General features: G+C 62.2%; 20 protein-coding genes and 1 tRNA gene. 8 read left to right on the top strand and 13 right to left on the bottom strand.

Annotated elements, in window-relative coordinates; all coding sequences use genetic code 11:
- Window position 1: 1 nt before the first annotated feature.
- Together ccoO and ccoN are read right to left on the bottom strand one after the other, a co-directional pair.
- Complete coding sequence (gene ccoO / locus DK366_RS01830) at window positions 2-643, bottom strand: cytochrome-c oxidase, cbb3-type subunit II (protein WP_109123792.1); 642 nt, start codon at window positions 641-643, stop codon at window positions 2-4.
- 10 nt (window positions 644-653) lie between these two features.
- A complete protein-coding gene (gene ccoN, locus DK366_RS01825; protein ID WP_109123791.1) occupies window positions 654-2,099 on the bottom strand; it encodes a cytochrome-c oxidase, cbb3-type subunit I in 1,446 nt (481 codons plus the stop codon).
- A 218-nt stretch (window positions 2,100-2,317) separates the two neighbouring features.
- Here ccoN and metF point away from each other — a divergent pair, with 218 nt between their 5' ends.
- The 3 genes from metF (at window position 2,318) to DK366_RS01810 (ending at window position 4,780) form a co-directional block, all read left to right on the top strand.
- Window positions 2,318-3,145, top strand: coding sequence for a methylenetetrahydrofolate reductase [NAD(P)H] (gene metF, locus DK366_RS01820; RefSeq protein ID WP_109123790.1), 828 nt, complete (start codon window positions 2,318-2,320; stop codon window positions 3,143-3,145).
- Window positions 3,146-3,173: 28 nt separating this feature from the next.
- Complete coding sequence (locus tag DK366_RS01815; protein WP_109123789.1) at window positions 3,174-3,782, top strand: DUF4124 domain-containing protein; 609 nt, start codon at window positions 3,174-3,176, stop codon at window positions 3,780-3,782.
- 80 nt (window positions 3,783-3,862) lie between these two features.
- Window positions 3,863-4,780: a branched-chain amino acid transaminase gene (locus tag DK366_RS01810; RefSeq protein WP_109123788.1), complete on the top strand. Its 918-nt coding sequence runs from the start codon at window positions 3,863-3,865 to the stop codon at window positions 4,778-4,780.
- Window positions 4,781-4,931: 151 nt separating this feature from the next.
- Here DK366_RS01810 and DK366_RS01805 read toward each other — a convergent pair whose 3' ends face one another.
- The 6 genes from DK366_RS01805 to DK366_RS01780 all read right to left on the bottom strand — a co-directional run bounded on the left by DK366_RS01805 (window position 4,932) and on the right by DK366_RS01780 (window position 9,306).
- Complete coding sequence (locus tag DK366_RS01805) at window positions 4,932-6,215, bottom strand: HAMP domain-containing sensor histidine kinase (RefSeq protein WP_109123787.1); 1,284 nt, start codon at window positions 6,213-6,215, stop codon at window positions 4,932-4,934.
- Window positions 6,199-6,885 (bottom strand): response regulator transcription factor, encoded by a 687-nt coding sequence (locus tag DK366_RS01800; protein ID WP_046972192.1) that lies wholly within the window; start codon window positions 6,883-6,885, stop codon window positions 6,199-6,201. Before DK366_RS01800 ends, DK366_RS01805 begins: the two co-directional genes overlap by 17 nt.
- A gap of 298 nt (window positions 6,886-7,183) precedes the next feature.
- Window positions 7,184-7,678 (bottom strand): hypothetical protein, encoded by a 495-nt coding sequence (locus DK366_RS01795; protein WP_109123786.1) that lies wholly within the window; start codon window positions 7,676-7,678, stop codon window positions 7,184-7,186.
- A gap of 127 nt (window positions 7,679-7,805) precedes the next feature.
- Entirely contained in the window at window positions 7,806-8,723 is a 918-nt protein-coding gene (gene rimK, locus DK366_RS01790) for a 30S ribosomal protein S6--L-glutamate ligase (RefSeq protein WP_109123785.1), read from the bottom strand.
- Window positions 8,720-9,175, bottom strand: coding sequence for a RimK/LysX family protein (locus tag DK366_RS01785; RefSeq protein ID WP_109123784.1), 456 nt, complete (start codon window positions 9,173-9,175; stop codon window positions 8,720-8,722). Before DK366_RS01785 ends, rimK begins: the two co-directional genes overlap by 4 nt.
- 57 nt (window positions 9,176-9,232) lie before the next feature.
- Window positions 9,233-9,306 (bottom strand) — tRNA-Gly (locus tag DK366_RS01780).
- Window positions 9,307-9,545: 239 nt separating this feature from the next.
- Here DK366_RS01780 and DK366_RS01775 point away from each other — a divergent pair.
- From DK366_RS01775 to DK366_RS01755, 5 genes are all read left to right on the top strand, one after another.
- Window positions 9,546-11,729: a DUF6600 domain-containing protein gene (locus DK366_RS01775; protein ID WP_198651381.1), complete on the top strand. Its 2,184-nt coding sequence runs from the start codon at window positions 9,546-9,548 to the stop codon at window positions 11,727-11,729.
- 96 nt (window positions 11,730-11,825) lie between these two features.
- Window positions 11,826-12,026, top strand: a complete 201-nt coding sequence (gene thiS / locus DK366_RS01770) for a sulfur carrier protein ThiS (RefSeq protein WP_109123919.1) — start codon at window positions 11,826-11,828, stop codon at window positions 12,024-12,026.
- 60 nt (window positions 12,027-12,086) lie between these two features.
- Window positions 12,087-12,887 carry a thiazole synthase gene (locus DK366_RS01765; RefSeq protein ID WP_109123782.1) on the top strand — a complete coding sequence of 267 codons (801 nt, stop codon included), beginning with the start codon at window positions 12,087-12,089 and terminating at the stop codon, window positions 12,885-12,887.
- A 3-nt stretch (window positions 12,888-12,890) separates the two neighbouring features.
- A complete protein-coding gene (gene trmB, locus DK366_RS01760) occupies window positions 12,891-13,616 on the top strand; it encodes a tRNA (guanosine(46)-N7)-methyltransferase TrmB (protein ID WP_109123781.1) in 726 nt (241 codons plus the stop codon).
- Window positions 13,617-13,965: 349 nt separating this feature from the next.
- The gene (locus tag DK366_RS01755) at window positions 13,966-15,783 is read left to right on the top strand and encodes an SLC13 family permease (protein WP_109123780.1); all 1,818 of its coding nucleotides are present in this window, start codon (window positions 13,966-13,968) and stop codon (window positions 15,781-15,783) included.
- On the opposite strand, the gene DK366_RS01750 is transcribed toward DK366_RS01755, so the two are convergent.
- From DK366_RS01750 to DK366_RS01730, 5 genes are all read right to left on the bottom strand, one after another.
- The gene (locus DK366_RS01750) at window positions 15,777-16,424 is read right to left on the bottom strand and encodes a phosphatase PAP2 family protein (protein WP_109123779.1); all 648 of its coding nucleotides are present in this window, start codon (window positions 16,422-16,424) and stop codon (window positions 15,777-15,779) included. The two genes, DK366_RS01755 and DK366_RS01750, sit on opposite strands and share 7 nt — an antisense overlap.
- A gap of 61 nt (window positions 16,425-16,485) precedes the next feature.
- A complete protein-coding gene (galE, locus tag DK366_RS01745) occupies window positions 16,486-17,460 on the bottom strand; it encodes a UDP-glucose 4-epimerase GalE (protein ID WP_109123778.1) in 975 nt (324 codons plus the stop codon).
- Window positions 17,461-17,556: 96 nt separating this feature from the next.
- A complete protein-coding gene (locus DK366_RS01740; protein WP_109123777.1) occupies window positions 17,557-19,059 on the bottom strand; it encodes a hypothetical protein in 1,503 nt (500 codons plus the stop codon).
- A 23-nt stretch (window positions 19,060-19,082) separates the two neighbouring features.
- Complete coding sequence (locus DK366_RS01735) at window positions 19,083-20,018, bottom strand: glycosyltransferase (protein ID WP_109123776.1); 936 nt, start codon at window positions 20,016-20,018, stop codon at window positions 19,083-19,085.
- 14 nt (window positions 20,019-20,032) lie between these two features.
- On the bottom strand, window positions 20,033-21,265 hold the full coding sequence (locus tag DK366_RS01730; RefSeq protein WP_157956425.1) for an oligosaccharide flippase family protein: 1,233 nt from the start codon (window positions 21,263-21,265) through the stop codon (window positions 20,033-20,035).
- Window positions 21,266-21,284 lie beyond the last annotated feature (19 nt).

Genomic DNA, 21,284 nt, shown 5'->3' with positions numbered 1-21,284 from the left:
GTCAGTCCGCTCCTTCCGCTGCCTGCATGTCGGTCTGCGACACGTGCGTGCCCAGGCCCTGCAGATACGCGATGACGGCATCGAGCTCGGTCTTGCCTTCGACGGCCTTGGCAGCGCCTTCGATATCCGATTCGCTGTACGGATCGCCGATGCGCTTGAGTGCTCGCATGTGCTGCGTGATTTCCGCACTGTCGAGCTTGTTGTCGGCCAACCACGGATAGCCGGGCATGTTGGATTCCGGTACCACGTCGCGCGGGTTGTGCAGATGCGCGCGATGCCAATCGTCGGAATAGCCACGCAGGCCACCGCGGGCGAGGTCGGGCCCGGTGCGCTTGCTGCCCCACTGGAAGGGATGGTCGTACACCGATTCCCCTGCCAGCGAGTAATGCCCGTAGCGTTCGGTTTCGAATCGCAGCGTGCGCACCATCTGCGAATGGCAGTTGTAGCAACCTTCGCGGATGTAGACGTCGCGACCCGCGAGCTCCAGTGCGGGATACGGCTTGATGCCGGGCAGCGGCTTGATGGTTTCCGCCTGGAACATCAGCGGCACGATTTCGGCCAGGCCGCCGAAGGAAACAGCAACGGCCACCAGGATGGCCATGAGGCCAATGTTCTTTTCGAGTTTCGCGTGTGTCTGGCTCATGTCTGTTCCCTCAGGCACGGGCATCGGCGGCATCGGGCGCCAGCAATGGCTGCGGCTCGGTGCTTGCGCTGGCTATGCGGAAGGTCTTGAACACGTTCCAGGCCATCACGAGCATGCCGGACAACACGATCAGGCCACCGCCGATGCGGAAGAGGTAATACGGCTTGGTGGCGTTGAGCGCTTCGACGAACGAATAGGTGAGCGTGCCCGTGTCCGGATCGGTCGCGCGCCACATCAGGCCCTGCGTGACGCCGGCAATCCACATGGCGGCGATGTACACGACCACGCCGATGGTGTGCAGCCAGAAGTGCGTGTCGATCAACTTCACCGAATACATCTTCGGCAGGCGCAGCAGGCGCGGCAGCATGGCGTAGATGGAGCCGATGGAGATCATCGCCACCCAGCCCAGTGCGCCGGAATGAACATGGCCGATGGTCCAGTCGGTGTAGTGACTGAGCGAGTTCACCGTCTTGATCGACATCATCGGTCCCTCGAACGTGCTCATCATGTAGAACGAGAGCGAGACGACGAGGAATTTCAGGATCGGATCGGTGCGCAGCTTGTACCAGACGCCGGACAACGTGAGGATGCCGTTGATCGCACCGCCCCACGACGGCGCCAGCAACACCAGCGAGAACACCATGCCCAGCGACTGCGCCCAGTCGGGCAACGCCGTGTACTGCAGATGATGCGGACCAGCCCACATGTAGATGGCGATCAGCGCCCAGAAGTGCACGATCGACAGGCGGTACGAATAGATCGGCCGCCCTGCCTGCTTGGGCACGAAGTAATACATCATGCCGAGGAAGGCAGTGGTCAGAAAAAAGCCCACGGCGTTATGGCCGTACCACCACTGCACCATCGCATCGACTGCACCCGAATACACCGAGTACGACTTCATCCAGCCGGCCGGGATGGCCAGGTTGTTGATCACGTGCAGCAGCGCGATGGTGATGATGTACGCGCCATAGAACCAGTTGGCCACGTAGATGTGCTTCACCTTGCGCTTGACGATGGTGCCGAAGAACAGCACCGCATACGCCACCCACACGATGGTGATGAGCACATCGATGGGCCATTCCAGCTCGGCGTATTCCTTGCCTTGCGTGTAGCCCAGCGGCAGGGAAATTGCCGCCGCCACGATCACCAGCTGCCAACCCCAGAATACGAACGACGCCAGCTTGTCGGAAATGAGCCGCACATGGCACGTGCGCTGCACGGTGTAGAGGCTGGTGGCGAACAACGCGCAACCACCGAACGCGAAGATCACCGCATTGGTATGCAACGGACGCAGGCGCCCGTAGCTCAGCCACGGCACGTCGAAATTCAGGGCAGGCCAATACAGCTGAGCGGCGATGAAACCGCCGACCAGCATGCCGACCACACCCCACACCACGGTCATCACGGAAAACTGCCGTATGACCTTGTCGTTGTAACTCCCCTCGACGCCCACCATGAGGCCCGCTCCTAGGCATGACTGAACGGGCGGAAGTCTGGGGCGCGCATCCAGCGGGCCAATTGATCTGGATCAAGTCCGGAAGGCCAAACCGTGCCGCGGTTTGTCGCAGCCCCAAGGTTCGCCATCGGTGCCAGGCGGGGATTTTCGATAGATATCTCTATATCGCGAAAAAGAGATATATACTCCCCGGCATCCGCCAATCAGGGGTTGCCTCCATGTCGAGCATCAGCTTCGAGTTCTTTCCGCCCAAGACCGACGAACAGCGTGCCCAGCTGGACCAGGCCGCGACGTTGCTGAAGTCACATGCGCCCGAATACGTCTCGGTGACGTTCGGCGCGGGCGGCTCGACGCTGAGCTATACCGGCGAAACAGTGCATCGCCTGCACACGCAACACGGGTTGAACGTGGCACCGCACCTTTCCTGCGTCGGCGGCACGCGCGCGGAACTGGCCGCGCTGCTGGATGACTACCGCGCCGCCGGTTACCGCCGCATCGTGGCATTGCGTGGCGACCTGCCCTCCGGCATGGCCACGCCCGGCGATTTCCGCTACGCCTCGGAGCTGGTGCGCTTTATCCGCGAACATTCGGGCGACCATTTCCACATCGAAGTGGCGGCGTACCCGGAAATGCATCCGCAGGCCGACGACGCACTCGTCGACCTGCGCCACTTCAAGGCCAAGATCGACGCCGGCGCCAATGGCGCCATCACGCAGTACTTCTTCAACGCCGATGCGTACTTCCGGTTCGTCGATGACGTGCAACGACTGGGCGTGAACGTGCCGATCGTGCCGGGCATCATGCCCATCTCCAATTACTCGCAGCTCAAGCGTTTTTCCGACCAGTGCGGCGCGGAGATTCCCCGCTGGATCGCCAAGCGCATGCAGGCGCACGGCGACGATGCGGCATCGGTTCGTGAACTGGGCGCCGACGTGGTAGCGCAGCTGTGCCGTCGCCTGCTCGACGGCGGCGCACCCGGCCTGCATTTCTATACGTTGAACCGCGCACGCGCCACGCGTGCGATTCTCGACCGGCTGCACGGATAAGCGACGACGCCGGGCGTAAGCTCGGCGGATGATGCGAGCCTGCCTGATCCTGTTGCTGTTCCTGTTGCCGTTGAGCGCGATGGCGCAGGCAGGCATTCATCGCTGCGTGGGGGCCGACGGCAACCCGGTGTTCACCGACCAGCCCTGCGCGTTCCTGCAGGCTACGCCGGTGAACACGCCGCCGCCCGCGACAGCTGCCGCGCCGATGGTGCAAGGCGCCGCCGATATTCCGGCAACCACTCCGCCGCCGGTGAGCTGCGCCACGTCCGTGGCTTCGCTGCGCCAGAGCACCATCGATGCATTCGCCGCGCACGATCCTAACCGGCTGGCCGGGCTGATGATCTGGAACGGTTATGGGCGCGAGGCCGTTGTGGCTGACATTCGCTCGCTGGGATCGCTGATGCAGCGTCCGCTGCTCGATGTCGGCGCATCCGACGAAGAAGAAACGTCGTCGTCCAGCCCTGGCACAGATGGCGATGCATCGACCACGGACGCATCCCCTCGCCCGTCATCCGGCGGCGGAGAACCCATGCTGCTCGTGCATACGGCATCCAATGACGGCAGCGGCACACCGCACGAAACGCGCTTCAGCATCGTGCGCCGTTCCGGCTGCCTCTGGCTGCGTGGATCGGGCTGAAGCACGGCCGTTGGTGCTGCGCAAAATCGCCGTATCGGCAGGCGCGGTATCATGGCGCGATTTTTCCCCGGAGATCCCCCATGGCGCAGCAGTACCCCGATTGGATCTGGCAGAACGGCTCCATCAAGCCCTGGCAAGACGCCACCGTCCACGTGATGGCGCATGCCCTGCATTACGGCTCCTCGGTTTTCGAAGGCATCCGCAGCTACGCAACGCCGGACGGCGCGGCCATTTTCCGCCTCACCGCCCACCTCAAGCGTCTGTACCAGTCGGCCAAGATCTACGACATGGTCGTGCCTTACTCGCAGGACGAACTGGCGGCAGCCTGCCGCGATGTCGTGCGCAAGAACGGCCTGTCCGCGGCGTACCTGCGCCCGGTGGCCTACCGTGGCCTGGGTGGTTTCGGCCTCTCCGCGGAAACGCCCATCGATGTGGCGGTGGCGGCATGGGCCATGGGCCCGTACCTCGGTCCCGAGGCGCTGGAAACCGGCATCGAAGCCTGCGTGTCGAGCTGGCAGCGCTTTGCACCCAACACCATTCCGGCGGGCGCCAAGGCCGGCGGCAACTACCTTTCCGGCCAGCTGATCGCGCGTGAAGCGCGTCGTCTCGGCTTCGGCGAAGGCATCGCCATGGCCTCCACGGGCCTGCTCAGCGAGGGCGCGGGCGAAAACCTGTTCCTGGTGTTCGATGGCGTGCTGCACACCACGCCGGCCAGTGCCTCCATCCTTACCGGCATTACGCGCGACACGCTCAAGACGCTCGCACGCGAAGACGGCATCGAAGTCGTCGAACGCGATATTCCGCGCGAATACTTGTACCTGTGCGATGAACTGCTGATGTGCGGCACGGCAGCGGAGATCACGCCGATCCGCTCGGTGGACGGCAAGCAGATCGGCAGCGGCAAGGCCGGTCGTGTCACGCGCCGCCTGCAGGAGTTGTTCTTCGGCCTGTTCACCGGCAAGACGAACGACCAGTGGGGTTGGCTGGAGCCGCTCTAAGAGCGGTAAATGGTGAAGCCGCTCGCTGCGCGAGCTGTGAATGGTAAATGGTGAGAGCACGGCGAAGGCCTGCCTTGCTTCTACTATTTACAGGCTCGCGCTGGCGAGCCGACTTCACCCTTTCCAGGCAGCAAGGCGGCCGACTAACCCATTAACTAAACACGATGCTCGCAATGGCGCCGTTGGTATCGGTGCGCGGACGCATTGAGACATCCCAGCCGTAGAGGTCGCACAGGCGGCGCACGATGGCCAGGCCCAGGCCCGCGCCACTGCCACCCGCGCCTTCACCACGCACGCCACGCTGGAACAAACGTTCCGCGTCTTCCGGCTTGATGCCCGGGCCGGTGTCGATCACTTCAATGCGATCGGCACTTACTTCGACGGTGACACGTCCTTCGAGCGTGTACTTGATGGCGTTGCCGATCAGGTTGGTAAGCGCCACCGCCAGCACTGAGGCGGGCGCATTCACACTCACCGGCTGTCGCACGATCATCTCCACTTCCAGCGGCTTGTCGCGCATCTGCGGACGCTGGCTTTCGATGACATCCGATGCCACCTTCGCCACTTCCGTGGTTTCTCCACGGGTGGGGCCGCGGCGTTCCGCGCGCGACAGCAACAGCAACGCTTCGACCAGCTCGGTCGCCTGACGCGACGAGCGCTCGATGCGCTTCAGGCGCTCGCGCAATTTGTCGGTCAGATCCGGCGAACCCTGCAGCAGCTCGGTGGTGCTGGCGATGACTGCCAGCGGCGTGCGCAACTCGTGGCTCACGTCGGAATTGAACTCGCGATCGCGCTCTACCATCGCGGTGAGTCGCTGGGAATATTCATCCAGCGCGAACGCCAGCTCGCCCACTTCGTCATCCGCAAAATGCGGTGCCAGCGGCTCGGCCTTGCCGTTCTTGCGGAAATCGCGCAGACGACGCGCCAGTTCGCTGACGGGCTTGAGCACCTTGCGCGACAGCCAGAGGCCAATCGCCAGCGACAGCAATCCGAACAGGAACACCGCGCCGATCACGCTGAACAGCAATTGCTGCTTGCCCAATTCTTCGCGCGACACGTCGTAGCGAAGAAAACTGATGATGCCATTTTCGCGATACACGGCCAGCTTGTAGTGATGGCGCTGGCCGTCCTGCTCGTTTTCGTAGATGTCGTGGACACCGTTGTCCAGGTTCTGCCACGACAGCGGCGCGCGATAAATGGTGCGGTCGCTGTACATGCTGCCGGTCAGCAGCCGCGATCCCGTCTGTGCGCCCGGGTGCTCCTGTGCCTGCTGGTTCGCCCAGCGGGCGTCGTCCAGCAGACTGGAATTGACCAGCTGGTCTTCCACCCGGCTGCGGATATTGAGCGCCGCAAAAGCGAACAACGCGCTGAGGCCGAAACCAAACAGCGCGAAGGAGACGACCAGGCGAAACCTGAGCTTACGCCTGGACTGCATCCGGTTCGACCATCCGATATCCGATGCCGTGCCGCGTGTGGATCAGCGGCTTGTCGAACGGCTTGTCGATGGCGGCGCGCAGACCGTGGATGTGCACGCGCAGCGAATCGCTGTCGGGAAGCTCTTCGCCCCACACGCGCTGTTCCAGATCCTGGCGCGTCACCACGGACGGGCTGGCTTCCATCAATGCCTGCAACAGTTTCAGGCCGATCGGGTTGAGCTGGATCGACTTGCCTTCACGCGTCACGGTGAGCGTGTCGAGGTTGTAGGTAAGGTCGCCCACCTTGAGCACGCGGCTCTGCGGGCCCTTGCCGCGGCGGGCAAGCACTTCCAGGCGCGCCGCCAGCTCCTGCAAGGCGAACGGCTTGGTCATGTAGTCGTCGGCGCCCGACTCAAAGCCGGTGAGCTTCTGCTCCAGCGCATCGCGCGCGGTGAGCATGAGAATCGGCGTCTGCTTGTGCGCTTCGTGGCGCAGCTTGCGTGCGACGTCCAGACCGTCCATGCCCGGCAGGGTCAGGTCGAGCACGATGACGTCGAAATCGTGCACCACCGCAAGGTGCAGGCCCGTGACGCCGTCACCGGCAAAATCGACCACATGGCCGCGGTCTTCCAGATAATCGCCGATGTTCGTGGCGATATCGCTGTTGTCTTCGATCACCAGTACGCGCATGCGTCCTCCATACGCAGCCGGCATGAAGGCCGGCCGAGGCGGCAAGCTTAACAAGTTGCCGGTGAGGAAAGGGGCCCCGGGCAAGCGGGAAGCTGAACAAGGGTGGGAATCAGGCAAGAAAAAAGCCCAGGCTGGTCGACGCGTGGTCGCTCGCCTGGGCTCAAGCTACTGCCCCGATACCGAAATCTGCTGTCACCAGACCTTACGGAAGTGCCAACAAATTGCAGTGGGACCTTTATAGGTGCTGCGCGGTTAGACAGGGGTTAACCGCTACTCACATCGCCGTTAACCGGCCAGATCAATGGCCAAGGTTGTTGTTTCTCGGCACGGCCTGATTGTTGAAATCCTGCATCATCTTCTGGGACTGACCCTGTTCCAGGTCAATCTGACGCTGGGTCTTGCATACCGTCTTGGGAATGTTCGAGCCCATCGGCGTGACATGCTCACAGACTTCGCGGTCCGCGTCGTGATGCGTCAGGATCGCATTCACTTCCGACTGGTTGTTGTACAGCGCCAGCTTGGACTGCTGGTCCATGGCGTCGACCGTGCCGAACTTGTCGTACAGCGACATCATGGAGCCCAGATCGCGGTTGACGGTGTCCTGGTCGTTCTTGGGAACCGCATCAAACCGACCGCCGGGAGCCATCTGCTGGCGAACATGATCGGCCACCGCGGCGAACTCGTCCTTGGTATTGGCCTTGACGTCAGGCTTGGATTCCTTCGCTGTAACCGACGCCACCTGCAACACGAACATCATCGCCACCGTGACCGGCAGCCAGTACTTGAACTTCATTGACCCCTCCACCCTGCGGCATCCCCCCTCGGGACGCGCCCTGCAGGAAGGGACATGCTAGGCCGGCTTCCGGCACGGGGTCAAAGGTCGAAAGTGATATTCCGACCCAAAAAATCGCATTTCGCTGTCAGTCGACGCGCTGTGCCTTGCGCTTGGCGGGCGACGGGCGGGCGCCGCTCTCGCTTTCCAGCAGTTTGATGATGGCGCCCGCCACGTTCACGCCCGTGGCGGCCTCGATGCCTTCCAGCCCGGGCGACGCATTCACTTCGAGGATCAGCGGGCCCCGCTTGGAACGCAGCATATCGACACCCGCCACACCCAGGCCCAGCGCCGACGCAGCCTGAACGGCAATGCGGCGTTCTTCCGAACTGAGCGTGGCCGCCTGGGCCGTGGCGCCGCGGTGGATATTGGCCCGGAATTCACCCGGCACGGCATCGCGCTGCATGGCCGCCACTACTTTCTTGCCCACCACGAAACAGCGCAGGTCGCTGCCCTTCGCCTCGGCGATGAACTCCTGCACGAGGAAGTTGGCGTAGAGGCCACGGAAGGCCTCGATCACGCTCTGCGACGCGCTGCGCTTTTCCGCCAGCACCACGCCAGTGCCCTGGCTGCCTTCATTGAGCTTGATGACATGCGGCGGCTCGCCCAGCATGGCCAGCACGTCGGCCGTGTCGTCCGGGTTGTCGCCGAACACCGTGGCCGGCATGTCCAGCCCCTTGGCGGCGAGAATCTGCAGCGAACGCAGCTTGTCGCGCGCACGCAGCACGGCATCGGACGTATTGGGCGTGTACACGCCCATCATCTCCAGCTGTCGCAGCACGGCAGTGCCATAGAACGTGCTGGTGACGCCGATGCGCGGAATCACCGCATCGATACCCTTGATCGCCTTGCCCTTGTAACGAATGGACATGTCGCCTGGCGCAATGCGCACGTAGCAGCGCAACGGGTCGAGCACACGCACCACATGCCCGCGCTCGCGCGCGACGTCCATGAGGCGCTGCGTCGAGTAAAGACGCGTGTTGCGCGAAAGAATGGCGATCTTCATGAAACACCCGTCGTGCCGGCCCGAAGCGGGCGCGGTTGTGTATAGGAAAGTGCAGGGTCCACCGCAAACCGGCTATGCAGCGCACTGCGGCCGAGCAGCATGGGAAACAGCATATGGCGCCTGTCGGTCAGATTGATGTCGACGGCGAAACGTTCCCCGCCCAGCACCACATCCGTACGAATGAACCAGCGCATGGTCCGCCGCCCGCCGGTATCGGTAACCGCACGCCGGTCGAGCGCCAGTGTTTCGCAAGTGACGGCAACGCGATGACGGCCGCCCGTGGAAACAGAGAAACGCAACCACGTATCGCCCGCGCGCTCGAAGCTTTCCAGCGTATCCACATGCAGCGAACTGCTGCGCGCGCCGGTATCGAGTTTGGCCTTGAGCAGGGGTATGCCGAGCATCGGCAACGACAGCCGCTCCCGCCAGCCGAGGGTAGTCACATCCGCCATGGTCAGCGCACACCGCAGGGTTACGTCTAGGGGAGCTCGGTGGGGTCGGGAGCTGGTTGGAGCGGGTGAAGGGAATCGAACCCTCGTCAGTAGCTTGGGAAGCTACAGCTCTACCATTGAGCTACACCCGCAACGCCGTGCGATGGTAACCCGCCGTCGCGGGGCTTGGGAACCGTTCGGCCAGCCGAACAAGGGGTGAACCGGACATGGCGGCCGGCTGAACCATTTTTTGACCGGGCCTTGCCAGTCCTTGCGATGAATGCGGCGCCCATCCGCATAATGCAAGCGTCGGCGCCCGACAGTCCCATGCGTTCTTGCGGGCGACGAAATACTTTCCGCGATGACATCGCGACCAGCTCCGGAGAACCCGATGCGTGTGCTTCCTGCTTTCCTTTCGTCGCCGCACCGCTGGCGATGGATGGCAGCGACCTTGTTGATCTGCGCCAGCGGGCTCTCGCAGGCGCAAACGCAGGCACCGCCCGACGACAGCGGCGCGGGCGATCCGCCGTCGCGCATTGCGCGACTCTCTTATCGCAACGGCGACGTGGGGCTTTTGCCGGCGGGCGAGAAGGATTGGGGCGACGCCAGCCTCAACCGTCCGCTGACCACCGGCGATCGCCTTTCCACCGGTGAAGGTGCGCGCGCCGAACTGCAACTGGACAGCGGCGTGCTGCGCATTGCCGACGATTCCAATTTCGGTGTTCTCACCCTCAACGACCAGCTGACCCAGCTCGAGCTGTCGCAAGGCACCATCAATGTGGCGGTGGGCGACCTCGGAGAAGGCCAGAGCTACGAGATCGACACGCCCACCGTGGCGCTGGTGATCGACCAGCCGGGCAACTATCGCGTCGACATCAGTGAAGACGGCAAATCCACCCGCGTCACCGACTTCGATGGACGCGCCACGGTGTATGGCGAAGGTGGCGCGCAGCGCCTTGTCGCCGGCGGGCGATCGTATGAGTTCGAGGACTCCTCGCTGAGCGTCGTCAGCATCAACGACATCCAGGGCGGCGATGATTTCGACGCCTGGTGCAACAGCCGCAACCAGCAATATTCACAAGCCCCTGCCGACCCGAATGTGCCGCAGGACATGGTGGGCGCACAGGATCTGGACCAGTACGGCAACTGGCAGCAGGACGCCGATTACGGGCAGGTCTGGTACCCCACCAGCGTAGGCGCTGACTGGTCACCCTATAGCGACGGCCACTGGTCGTACGTCGGCCCGTGGGGCTGGACCTGGGTAGACGCCGCACCCTGGGGTTTTGCGCCGTATCACTACGGTCGCTGGGCTCATGTGCGCGGACGCTGGGGCTGGGTGCCTGGCCCGGTCGGCGTGCGGCCGGTGTATGCGCCGGCACTGGTGGCCTTTGTCGGTGGCGGCGTCTCCATCGGCATCGGCGGTCCGGTGGGCTGGTTCCCGCTGGGCCCGGGCGAGGTCTACAACCCCTGGTACCGCGCAAGCCGCGGCTATTACACCAACGTCAACATCACCAACATCTATGTGCGCGGCGGCAACCGCGGCATGGTGATGAACGACATCAACAACCGTTACAACTATTTCCACGACGGCCGCCCGTTCCCGAACGAGCGCTTCGTGAACCGCGATGTGCCGCATGCCTTCCGCGCCATGTCAGGGCAGGATTTCGTTGCCGCCCGCAACGCGCGCCAGCACATGGCACCGGTGGACCCGGGACACTTCGCCAATGCGCCGGTCGCACCCCGCGGTGTCGGTAGCCTCGCGCCGGTGCGCGCCAGCTTCGCGCCGCCGCGTGCGGCATCGGAACGCGCGCTGCCCGCGGGCGGTTTCCAGCGTGAAGTCGTTGCGCGGACGCCGCCCGCCGCCGGTTTCGCGGCACGCCCGGCCAACGTGGCGGGTGCACCGCGCATGGCGCCTGCGCCGGCCGCCAACAATGTCCGCATGCTCAACAATGCGGGCCCGGGCATGCGCACGGCCTCGCCGGGTCGCCAGGCTGAATTCTCCGGCGCCCAACCGATCAACAGCCCGGCCCGTGGCAATGCGCCCAACCCGGCCATGCACCCTGCGCCCCAGGGTGCCGAGCCGGCGGCGGCACGAGCTGGCGAACTGCCGTCCGCCCGCTATGCCCGCCCGAACGGCCAGCCGCCCATGCCCCGTGGTGAGAACAACCAGCCGCGACCGGGCGTCAGCTACATCTCCAATGGCGAGGAAGATCGTGCCCGCGCGCAACCGCAGCCGGGCACACTGCCGGCCGCGCCGCGGTTCGAACAGGCTCCGCAACAGGCGGCTCGCCAGCCGATGAACCAGGACAATGCGGAACGCTTCCAGCGCGAAAACGCCGCGCCGCGCCAGGAGCCGCAGCAACAGCCACGCTACGAACAGCAGCCGCGCCAATACCAGCAGCAACCCCAGCAACAAGCCCAGCAGCAACGGGGTTACGAAGGCCCTCGTGGCGGTTATGAGCCACCGCGTGGCGGGTATCAGCCACCGCAGAACAACAACGCGCAGCCGCGGCAGCAGCCGGCTCACGAAGAGCACCATGCCCCGCCGCCGCGGAATGACGACAAGAAAAACTGAGGCCCTACACAGGGTTCCACCGAAAAAGGCCCGGCCATGCCGGGCCTTTTTGTCATCCGGGCCGGCATCCGATCCGCCAGACGCTACAATGCGCGGATGCATATCACGCTCAACGGCAGTCCGCGCGACTGCAACCCCGCCACGACGGTCGCCCAGTTGCTCGAAGAGGCCGGTTACGGCCAGCGCCGCGTCGCCGTGGAAGTGAACCAGGAGATCGTCCCCCGCAGCCGCCACGCCAGCCACGCGCTGGGCGAAGGCGACCGCGTGGAAATCGTCCACGCCATCGGCGGCGGCTGATCGCCCCGGCATCCATGTCCATGCGACGCCCCGGCGCCGCCGCAGACTGAAGACCCCACGATGAACATCAAGACGCTCGATTCTTCCGATCCGCTGATCATCGCCGGCAAGAGCTATGGCTCGCGCCTGCTTACCGGCACTGGCAAGTACAAGGACTTCGACGACACCCGCCGCGCCAGCCAGGCCGCTGGTGCCGAGCTCGTCACCGTGGCGATCCGCCGCGTGAACGTGGGCCAGGACGCCGGCCAGCCGAACCTGCTCGACGCGCTGCCGCCCGAAGAATTCACCCTGCTGCCCAACACCGCCGGCTGCTACAACGCGGTGGATGCCGTGCGCACCTGCAAGCTCGCCCGCGAACTGCTGGACGGCCACAAGCTGGTGAAGCTTGAGGTGCTGGGCGATCAGCGCACGCTGTTTCCCGATGTGGTGGAAACGCTCAAGGCGGCCGAAACGCTGGTCGCCGACGGTTTCGACGTCATGGTCTACACCAGCGACGACCCGATCCTGGCCAAGCGCCTGGAAGAGATCGGCTGCGTGGCCGTGATGCCGCTGGCCGCGCCGATCGGCTCGGGCCTGGGCATCCAGAACCGCTACAACCTGCTCGAGATCATCGAGAACGCCAAGGTGCCGATCATCGTCGACGCCGGCGTGGGTACCGCTTCCGATGCGGCCATTGCGATGGAACTGGGCTGCGACGGCGTGCTGATGAACACCGCCATTGCCGGCGCCAAGGACCCCGTGCTGATGGCCCACGCCATGAAGCTCGCCATCCAGGCCGGCCGCGCCGCCTTCAAGGCTGGTCGCATTCCGCGCAAGCGTTTCGCGTCGGCTTCCAGCCCGATCGACGGCACCATCGGTTGATCCATGACTGACGAGCAGCACCACGACGGCGGCAACGACGACGCCGAACATCCCCACTTCATGCGGCGCATCCGCAGCTTCGTGCTGCGCGAAGGCCGCATGACACCCGCGCAGCAACGTGCCTTCGACGATCATTGGGCACGCTTCGGCATCGACTACACCGCCGCGCCGCAGGACCTCGCCTCACGATTTGGCCGCACGGCACCGTTGGTGCTGGAAATCGGCTTCGGCAATGGCGAGGCGCTGGCCTGGGCCAGCGAGAACGACCTCGGCCGCGATTTCATCGGCGTGGAAGTGCACGGCCCCGGCGTGGGTCGCCTGATGAACGCGCTCGCCGCACGCGATGCGAGCAATGTGCGCCTGTACAAGCACGATGCGGTGGAAGTGCTGGAGAACGAGATTCCGCCCGGCACGCTCGCCGAAGCGCGCATCTGGTTTCCGGACCCGTGGCACAAGAAGCGCCACAACAAGCGCCGCATCATCCAGCCCGAATTCGTCGCCCTGCTCGCCTCGCGCATGGCCCCCAACGGCCTGCTGCACCTGGCCACCGACTGGCAGCCCTACGCCGAGCACATGCTCGAAGTGATGGAAGCCGCACCGGACTGGCGCAACGACCTTGGCCCTGGCCAATATGCGGAAAAACCCGCGTGGCGCATCGAAACCCACTTCGAGCGCCGCGGCCTGAAATTGGGCCATGGCGTGTGGGATCTGCTGTACCGCAAGGCCTAACGCGCCCTGCTCCCTCTCCCCTGCGGGGAGAGGGCTGGGGTGAGGGGCCACGCCGCCTCACCTTTTCTATCTCTCAGTCACAAGACATCAAGCTCGCTGTGGCGCTCCCTGCACTGACCTTCGCAGAAAGCCAAATCACGCGCGACACTCTGCGCACCCGCACACAAAACACCTCACCACGCTCCGCATTGCAGGTGAGGTTCACCAGAGCACCGCATCACGCGCTTATACTCTCGACTCAAACAGGGACGAGTCGTCGCAGCGTGAAGCTCCCACTGCCCACATCCAATCGTCGCCAAGGCGCCCTGCAAGGGGACGCACGCTAGTGGGACTTGCCCTCACCCCTGAAATGATCCTGGTGCTGGGGCTGGTGGGCTTCACCATGCTGATGCTGGTGCTGGAGTGGATCCGCGCCGACATGGTGGCGTTACTGGTGGTGGTGGTGATCGGCCTCACCGGCCTCATCCCCTCCGACCGCGTGTTCAACGGCTTCGCCGGTAACGCCGTCATCGCGATCATCGCCATCATGATCATGGGCGCGGGACTGGATCGCGCCGGCGTGCTCACGCTCACCGCCAGCTTCGTGATGCGCATGGCGCGTGGCGTGGAATCACGGCTTGGCCTGGTCATCAACCTCGTCACCAGCCTGTTCAGTGCCGTCATTCCCAGCCAGGCGCTGGCTGCACTGATGATTCCCGTCACCAGCCGACTTGCCGCACGCACCGGTGTGCCGATCTCGCGACTGCTGTTGCCGATGGCGTTCTGCATCCTCACCGCCACCAACACCACGCTCATCGCCAACTCCCCGCTGATCGTGCTGAACGATCTTGTCGCCAGTTCCAATGCGAACCTGCCTGCGGGTGCGCACACCATTCCGAAGTTCGGCCTCTTCAGCGTCACACCCGTGGGCCTCGTGCTTGCACTCACCGGTGTTGCCTTCTTCTATTTCTTCGGCAAGAAGCTTTTGCCAGAACGCGAAGACGAACGTTTGAAGGTCACACCCGGCCGCACGGAAAGTTACTTCGCCGACACCTACGGCATCGTGGGCGAAACTGCCGAGCTCACCGTCACGGCGGAAAGCCCGCTGGTCGGCATGAGCATTGGCGAAGTGGAGCAGTTGTACGGTGCGCCGCTCATCCTCGCCATCAAGAGCGGCAACGACGCGCGCATGGCACCACCGGCAGACCACGTGATCTGGGTGGGCTCCGTACTCGGCGTACTGGGCCCGCGTGATCAGCTCAACCAGTTCGCCAACAACCAGCTCTGCAAACTTTCGCCGCGCATGCGTCAGTTGGGTGAACTGTTCAACCCGTCCCGCGCGGGCATTTCCGAAGCCGTGATTCCGCCCAGCTCGCGCTTTCTCAAGCAGAGCGTGGGCGACCTGCGACTGCGCAAGCGCTATGGCATTTCGGTGCTGGCGGTGAACCGCGGCGACCAGGTGTTTCGCGACGACGTGCGCTCTGTCAGCCTTCGCGCAGGCGACACCCTCGTGCTGCATTCGAGCTGGCGCGATCTTGTGCTGGCGAGCGAAGCCCGCGATCTCGTCATCGTCACCGACATTCCGAAAGAAGAACAACGTCCCGGCAAAATCTGGCAAGCGGTGGGCTTCTTCCTGCTCGCCAAGTGCCTTGCGGTGTTCACGCATCTCGACCTTTCCGTGGCCATGATGACCGGCGCCATCGGCATGCTGCTCACCGGCGTGCTGAACATGGACGAGGCGTACAAGGCGATCAACTGGAAAACCATCTTCGTCACCGCCTGCCTCATTCCACTGGGCTGGTCGATGGACTCCACCGGCGCCGCCGCATGGCTCGCACAGGAAGTGCTGCAACACCTTGGCCACACCAATCACTGGATACTGCAGCTGGCGCTGGCCATCCTCACGCTGCTGTTCTCGCAGGTGATGTCCAACGTCGGCGCCACCGTGATGATGGTGCCCATCGCCATCAGCGTCGCCGTCGCCACCGGCAACAACCCCTCCGCCTACGCGCTGATCGTCGCCGTCTCCTCGTCCAACACCTTCCTGCTCACTTCAGGCCACCCCGCCCTGATGATGGTCGCCGGCCCCGGCGGCTACCGCGGCAAAGACTTCCTGCGCGTTGGATTGCCACTCACCGGCATTGTGCTGGTGCTGACGCTGGTGACGATCAATTTGATGTATCACTGACCATCGGAGTTTCGCTGGTTGTCGGACGCATGCTGGTGGAAATGGCGACGCGTATAAACCGTGCCATCCAGACTTATCTGCTGGGCGACCAGGCGAAGTATTTTTTCAGAAGGAAAGCGTTGTCCCGCAAGCAACGGAAATACGATCAAGATCGCGGCACCGAGCAGCCAGCGTATCTTCGATAGTTGCCAGCGTGCCTCATAGCGGGATAGAAACAACAGCGCCGCCGCAGAGCCTGTGGCAAACCCCGCGATAACTTCGGCGGCGGAGTGCACATGCAATATCAAGCGGGACACGGCAACAAGCAGCGCCAGCGACAGACCCGTCACGCAAGCCAACCACCGCCAGCGTCGTGATGCGTGACCGCAGAGCAAGCCCAGCAAACACGGCCACACTAGTGCAGCCATTGCCGAGTGACCGCTGAGCCCGATGAAATCAAGCTGACGGATTCCCCAGCCCCAGCCCATGAAGATCAGCTTGCTGGCCGCCACCAACCCTGCTACCGCAATGAATGAGACCACCCAGCGCCATGCGAGCCCTCGCGTTCGCTCGGATGTGCACAAAGCGGCGAGTATGAGCCCCGCACTAGGAAGCAGAACCGCGGAATCGCCCAAAGCGGTGATCGATGACCAGAAAGACATGATCAGCCGCCACTGCAAGCGTGCGCGAAAGGTTTCCACCGCGTCGAGCAGGATGCTGGCATCAGAATTTTCGATTCACATGCCATCGCCATGCGCTTTCGATGATCGCGCCCAACTCGTTGTACTTCGGCTGCCAACCCAATTCGCGCCTCGCTCTTGAGCTGGATGCAACAAGCACTGCCGGATCGCCAGCGCGCCGTGGAGCAACTTCATAGGGCACCGATCGCCCCGTCACCCGCTCAGCCACCGACATGACCTCACGGACCGAGTAGCCCTCGCCGCTTCCCAGGTTGAAGGCATGAGCACCTTCATGCGTGTCCATGTACCTCAGCGCCAGCTCATGGGCCTGCGCCAGATCGTCGACGTGCACGTAATCACGCACGCACGTACCGTCCGGCGTTGGATAGTCGTCTCCGAATATCTTCAGCGCCGCTCCTTGTCCCAACACAGACTTCAATACATTGGGAATAAGGTGAGTTTCCGGTTCATGCGCCTCGCCTATCTCCGCATCCTCGCTGGCGCCCGCAGCATTGAAGTAGCGAAGCGACACTGACCTCAGTCCATACGCAGCGGCCGCATCGGCGAGCATGTGCTCGACCATCAGCTTGCTCATGCCATACGGATTGATAGGAGCCTTGCGGTGCTCCTCATCAATGTGATCCATTTCAGGATGGCCATACACTGCCGCGGTCGAAGAAAAAACAAGGCGATCCACACCGTGTTTCCGCATGGCTTGAAGTAGATTCAATGTGCCGACCACGTTGTTCTCGTAATACTGATAGGGCTCGACAACCGACTCTCCAACCAGCGAGCGTGCGCAAAAATGCATGACTGCATCAATGGGACCCGCTGAAAAAACCTGATCAAGCGCATGCTTGTCGAGGAGATTCACTTCAAGCAGATCGCTCCATTGCACCGCTGCACGATGGCCAGTTGATAAGTTGTCGAGCACGGATACCGTAAAGCCGCGGCTTGCCATCCATTTGGCCATATGGCTGCCGACGTACCCCGCGCCGCCACAAATCAAAACGTGCATAAATTCCAAAGCCTCGCTGGTTCAACTTTTTTTGACAACACGCCTCAGACAGATCCTCAGGCGGAGTTGTCAATCGCAGAATGCCGTAGCTCCATCTTATTGCGCTGTGTAGCCGAGAAGCTTTCCCGACCCTTTTCCTTCGCAAGCCACATCGTTGGACGCAAACATCCGGCGATCCGCGCTCACACATTCGTAAAGTGCCTGCGTGCCGTCTTGCGACTCGGCGTATGCCCATCCCGCTAATCGAACGGAGGCGAATCCATTTTTCTCGCAATCCGTTTCCGTACCTAGAAAGTGCGCTGAACGCCCATCTCGCGATACGCAGTCCTGCAGTTGCAGAAGATTGAGCCCCGGCTCAGGCGATGTCAGCAGGTAGCCCAAATTTTTATCGAAAGCATAGGCATTCCCGCGATCTATGGCCACTCCCGTGGTCGACCACTGGTCAGCACCATCAGCGGATCGCCATCGCGCCAGCATGATCAAGGCATGCGCATAGACCGGAGACGTGGCGGTGGAGACGCTAATGCTTCTGCCCACGACATACTTGTCTTTCGGGCCAGCGCCTGGGTACCAGTACGCATAAACCAACATCCAGTTTGCCGTCAGCTGATTGGAACCATCATCGGCATTTAGAACGACAGGATAGGCCACGGCCTCCGATGGATCGGGCCTCCTCCACGCTCCCTGACCCGCGGGTAACAAACGTATCCACTCTTTTCCGAAGCTGACATGGTCTTTGGACAGATGGACGCTGATACCCCCGCCCTGCCATCCCAGCAATATGGTCTCTTTCGCATCTACCCAGTAGGCAGCGCTTGAGCCCAGGTGACCGAGTGGTGAGGCGTCACCGCCAAGACCGGGCTGATTCCAAAGGCCGTCCTGGTATTTCATCCAATGCCCGGGGCCTGGATTCACCTTGGGCGCACGAATACTCACGACATTACCGTCTCGTGAACGTCCACAGTAAGCGTAGTAATAGTCGTCGTGTCCATCGACAAACGTACAGTCGCCCTCCCCCGTATTCTTACCGGCAGCAGGTACATCGCTACCCGAGATTACCAACCCCTGGGTACTCCATGTTTCGCCGCTGTCTTTGGAGAGGGCCAAGGACATGGATTTATGGGTTTGCCCGATACGGTAATTACAGGCAGTTTCGTTATGCACGAACCCGAGCAGGACATCACCGCGATGTTCAATATGCTGGATCCACTGGCCACAGGCGTCATAGCTACCCTCAGCGCCTCGCTTCAACACGATGCGTCCGTCGCCATTCATGTCCCAAGGCGACGCTCCATCGATGGCGCGCGTTACACCATTGGCGTCAAACCCGCGAAACCTGCCATCCGTCAACCTCAAGAATGAAAAGCGATTGTCGCCGATATCTTCCGCCGGCCCCCGCATGAGATGGGGAGAGCCAATCTTGATACGGGTGCACTTTAGGCAATATCCATCATCCTCCGCGGCGCGCGAAGATTGCGCCGGGGCCTGGGTGCCGAGCGCGATCCAACTGAAGATGCCCAGGAGTATTGCCTGCCACTGCTTACCGATCACTAAGATTCCCCAACGAGTAGTGACGCCATGCGATGCATCTCCGATCATGCGTCTTGCCGCCCAGCACGACCTTAAGAATGGCCACCCGATTTCAACAATCGCCTTGCCAAGCTCTCGTACAAATGGCGTGGCATAAGGAGGCCCATCAAAGAAAGGGCTGCTCGCCGAGGGCCGATAGCTCTCCGTGCAAAAGCCTTTACCACCATCGCTACTGATCGAACGAACTGCCTTGGCCCCAGCTTGGGAGCAAGAAACAACGCCTCGTACGCCGAACGTTCCTTGGGGCTAAGCCATCGACCGTACATTGCAAGCCATTTCTCGTTGCGCTCCATCTTGCCATTAAGGCTGACCCGAGGACCTTGGATGTCGTTCTTCCATACGACCTGTGCATCGGTATCTCCCGCGAACTGATAGCCAGCACGCTCTAGATTCAACAGAAACGAATAGTCATCGTGAATCTTCATGCTCTCGTCGAAAGGATGTTTACGAGCTACATCGGCAGCCAAGGCGAGCGTGCTGGTCTGCATCAAGCCATCGGAGCAAAGGAGATAAGTCATCAGACGGAATGCTGGCTCCGGATGGCTTTGCGGCTTGAGCTGCAGCACCTCATCGCCCCTATCAAAATAGAGAGACGACCAGTAAACGAGACGCTCTGAATTTCCATGAGACGCGATAAAACTTGCAAGCTTGCCCAGTCTGTCCTTGAGCCAAACGTCATCGCTATCCAGGAAACAGGTCCAGAGACCAGCGGCCAAACGGACCCCTTCGTTGCGTGCAGCGGCCGCCCCGGCATTCTCCACCAAACGCACGTAACGAATGCGGCTGTCGCCCATCGACTGAAGGTGTGATTCCGAGTCATCGGAGCCGCAATCGTCGACGACGATCACTTCAAAATCGTCGAAGGACTGATCGATGACGGAACGCACGGCGCGAAGCAGCAGGTCACGCCTGTTATAGGTCGGGATGACCACCGAAAATAACGGAGGCCGGTTGTAGGACTTCATCATCTAGCAACCTTCGGTCAGTCGACCACTGGGCGGGGCGACGTCCGCCGCCAGTCCATCGCACCAAAAATGGCGAACGCCAGGAACACGACGACGATGAATAGCTCGCATATGAGTCGACTCCAGGCCATGCCCATCGCTCCTTTGGCAGGCACCAACACATAGGCCAGACCAAGATTGAGCAGCCCAGCCGCGATGACGGATGCGGACATGAGTCGATCTTGCCGGTATGGGATGAGATAGAAGCAACTTGCCGCTTCCTTGAGGGCCGCAGTTACGCACACCCACGAGAGCACTTCGGCAACGGCGATAGCCGGCCGCATATCATCACCCAACGCCAAAGAAATGACTGGCGCAATGACCGCATGAATGATTGCAACAACAATCAGCCCAAAGACCACCATGCAGGAACCCCACCTCACGGCCTCTCTTCGCAATAGCCCGGGGGCTTCTTGGGCTAAACGTGCGGCCCTCGGCACCATGACATGGGAGACCGGCTGATAGAGCGCCACCAAGAGACCGCCAAGCTTGGACGCCACGCCGTAATAGGCGACCTGGTTGGTCGAAGAAAGCAGCGCTGTAATCCATATGGCAGCAACGGTATAGAACGAACTTCCCGCACGGACAAGAAACAACGAAAAGACGGCGCGCAGCTCGCTTAGCACATCGCTCATCCTCACCCGCAGAATGGCGACGCCGCGACGCAGGGTTATCGCATAGCCCAATACGAATGAACAGCAAGGACCAATGGCCATGAAAGACATCGCCAAGGGTGCATCGCGAGGTGCACGAACTAGACAGAACATCAGCCCCAGCGCCACAAACTGCCCAAAGGCTTCGATAGCGATTGCCCAGGACGCTTTGCCAACTCCGCGGAAATACCATACGGGTGCCAAACCCGTCGCAACGGCAATAAGTATCGCTGAGACAATCGCAACCGGCGACGCGGAAAGCACTGGGGTCAGGAGCGCCGATAGACCGACGATAATGAGCGTTAAGGCCGCCAGAAGTAGCTGGGAAAAGAATGTGCGGGAGACAATGCGAGCAATGTCGTGACCGTCATTCGCAAGTCCAAGTTCGCGTGCCGCGGCGTAGTGAAATCCATACTCGGTCAGCACTGAGCCAAGAAGTCCCAATGACTGAACGGCCAGCACCACACCAAATTCGTCCCTGCCCACGCGGTGGGAAAGAATGGGAAGCAGCAGCAGCGGCATGCAAGTGCGCACGCCAAAAAGCAGATACGTACTCAAGACAGATCTGATCATAGCG

Source organism: Dyella sp. C11 (genome assembly GCF_003121485.1).
Lineage (GTDB): Bacteria > Pseudomonadota > Gammaproteobacteria > Xanthomonadales > Rhodanobacteraceae > Dyella.
This window is presented reverse-complemented; position numbering and strand designations above follow the sequence as displayed.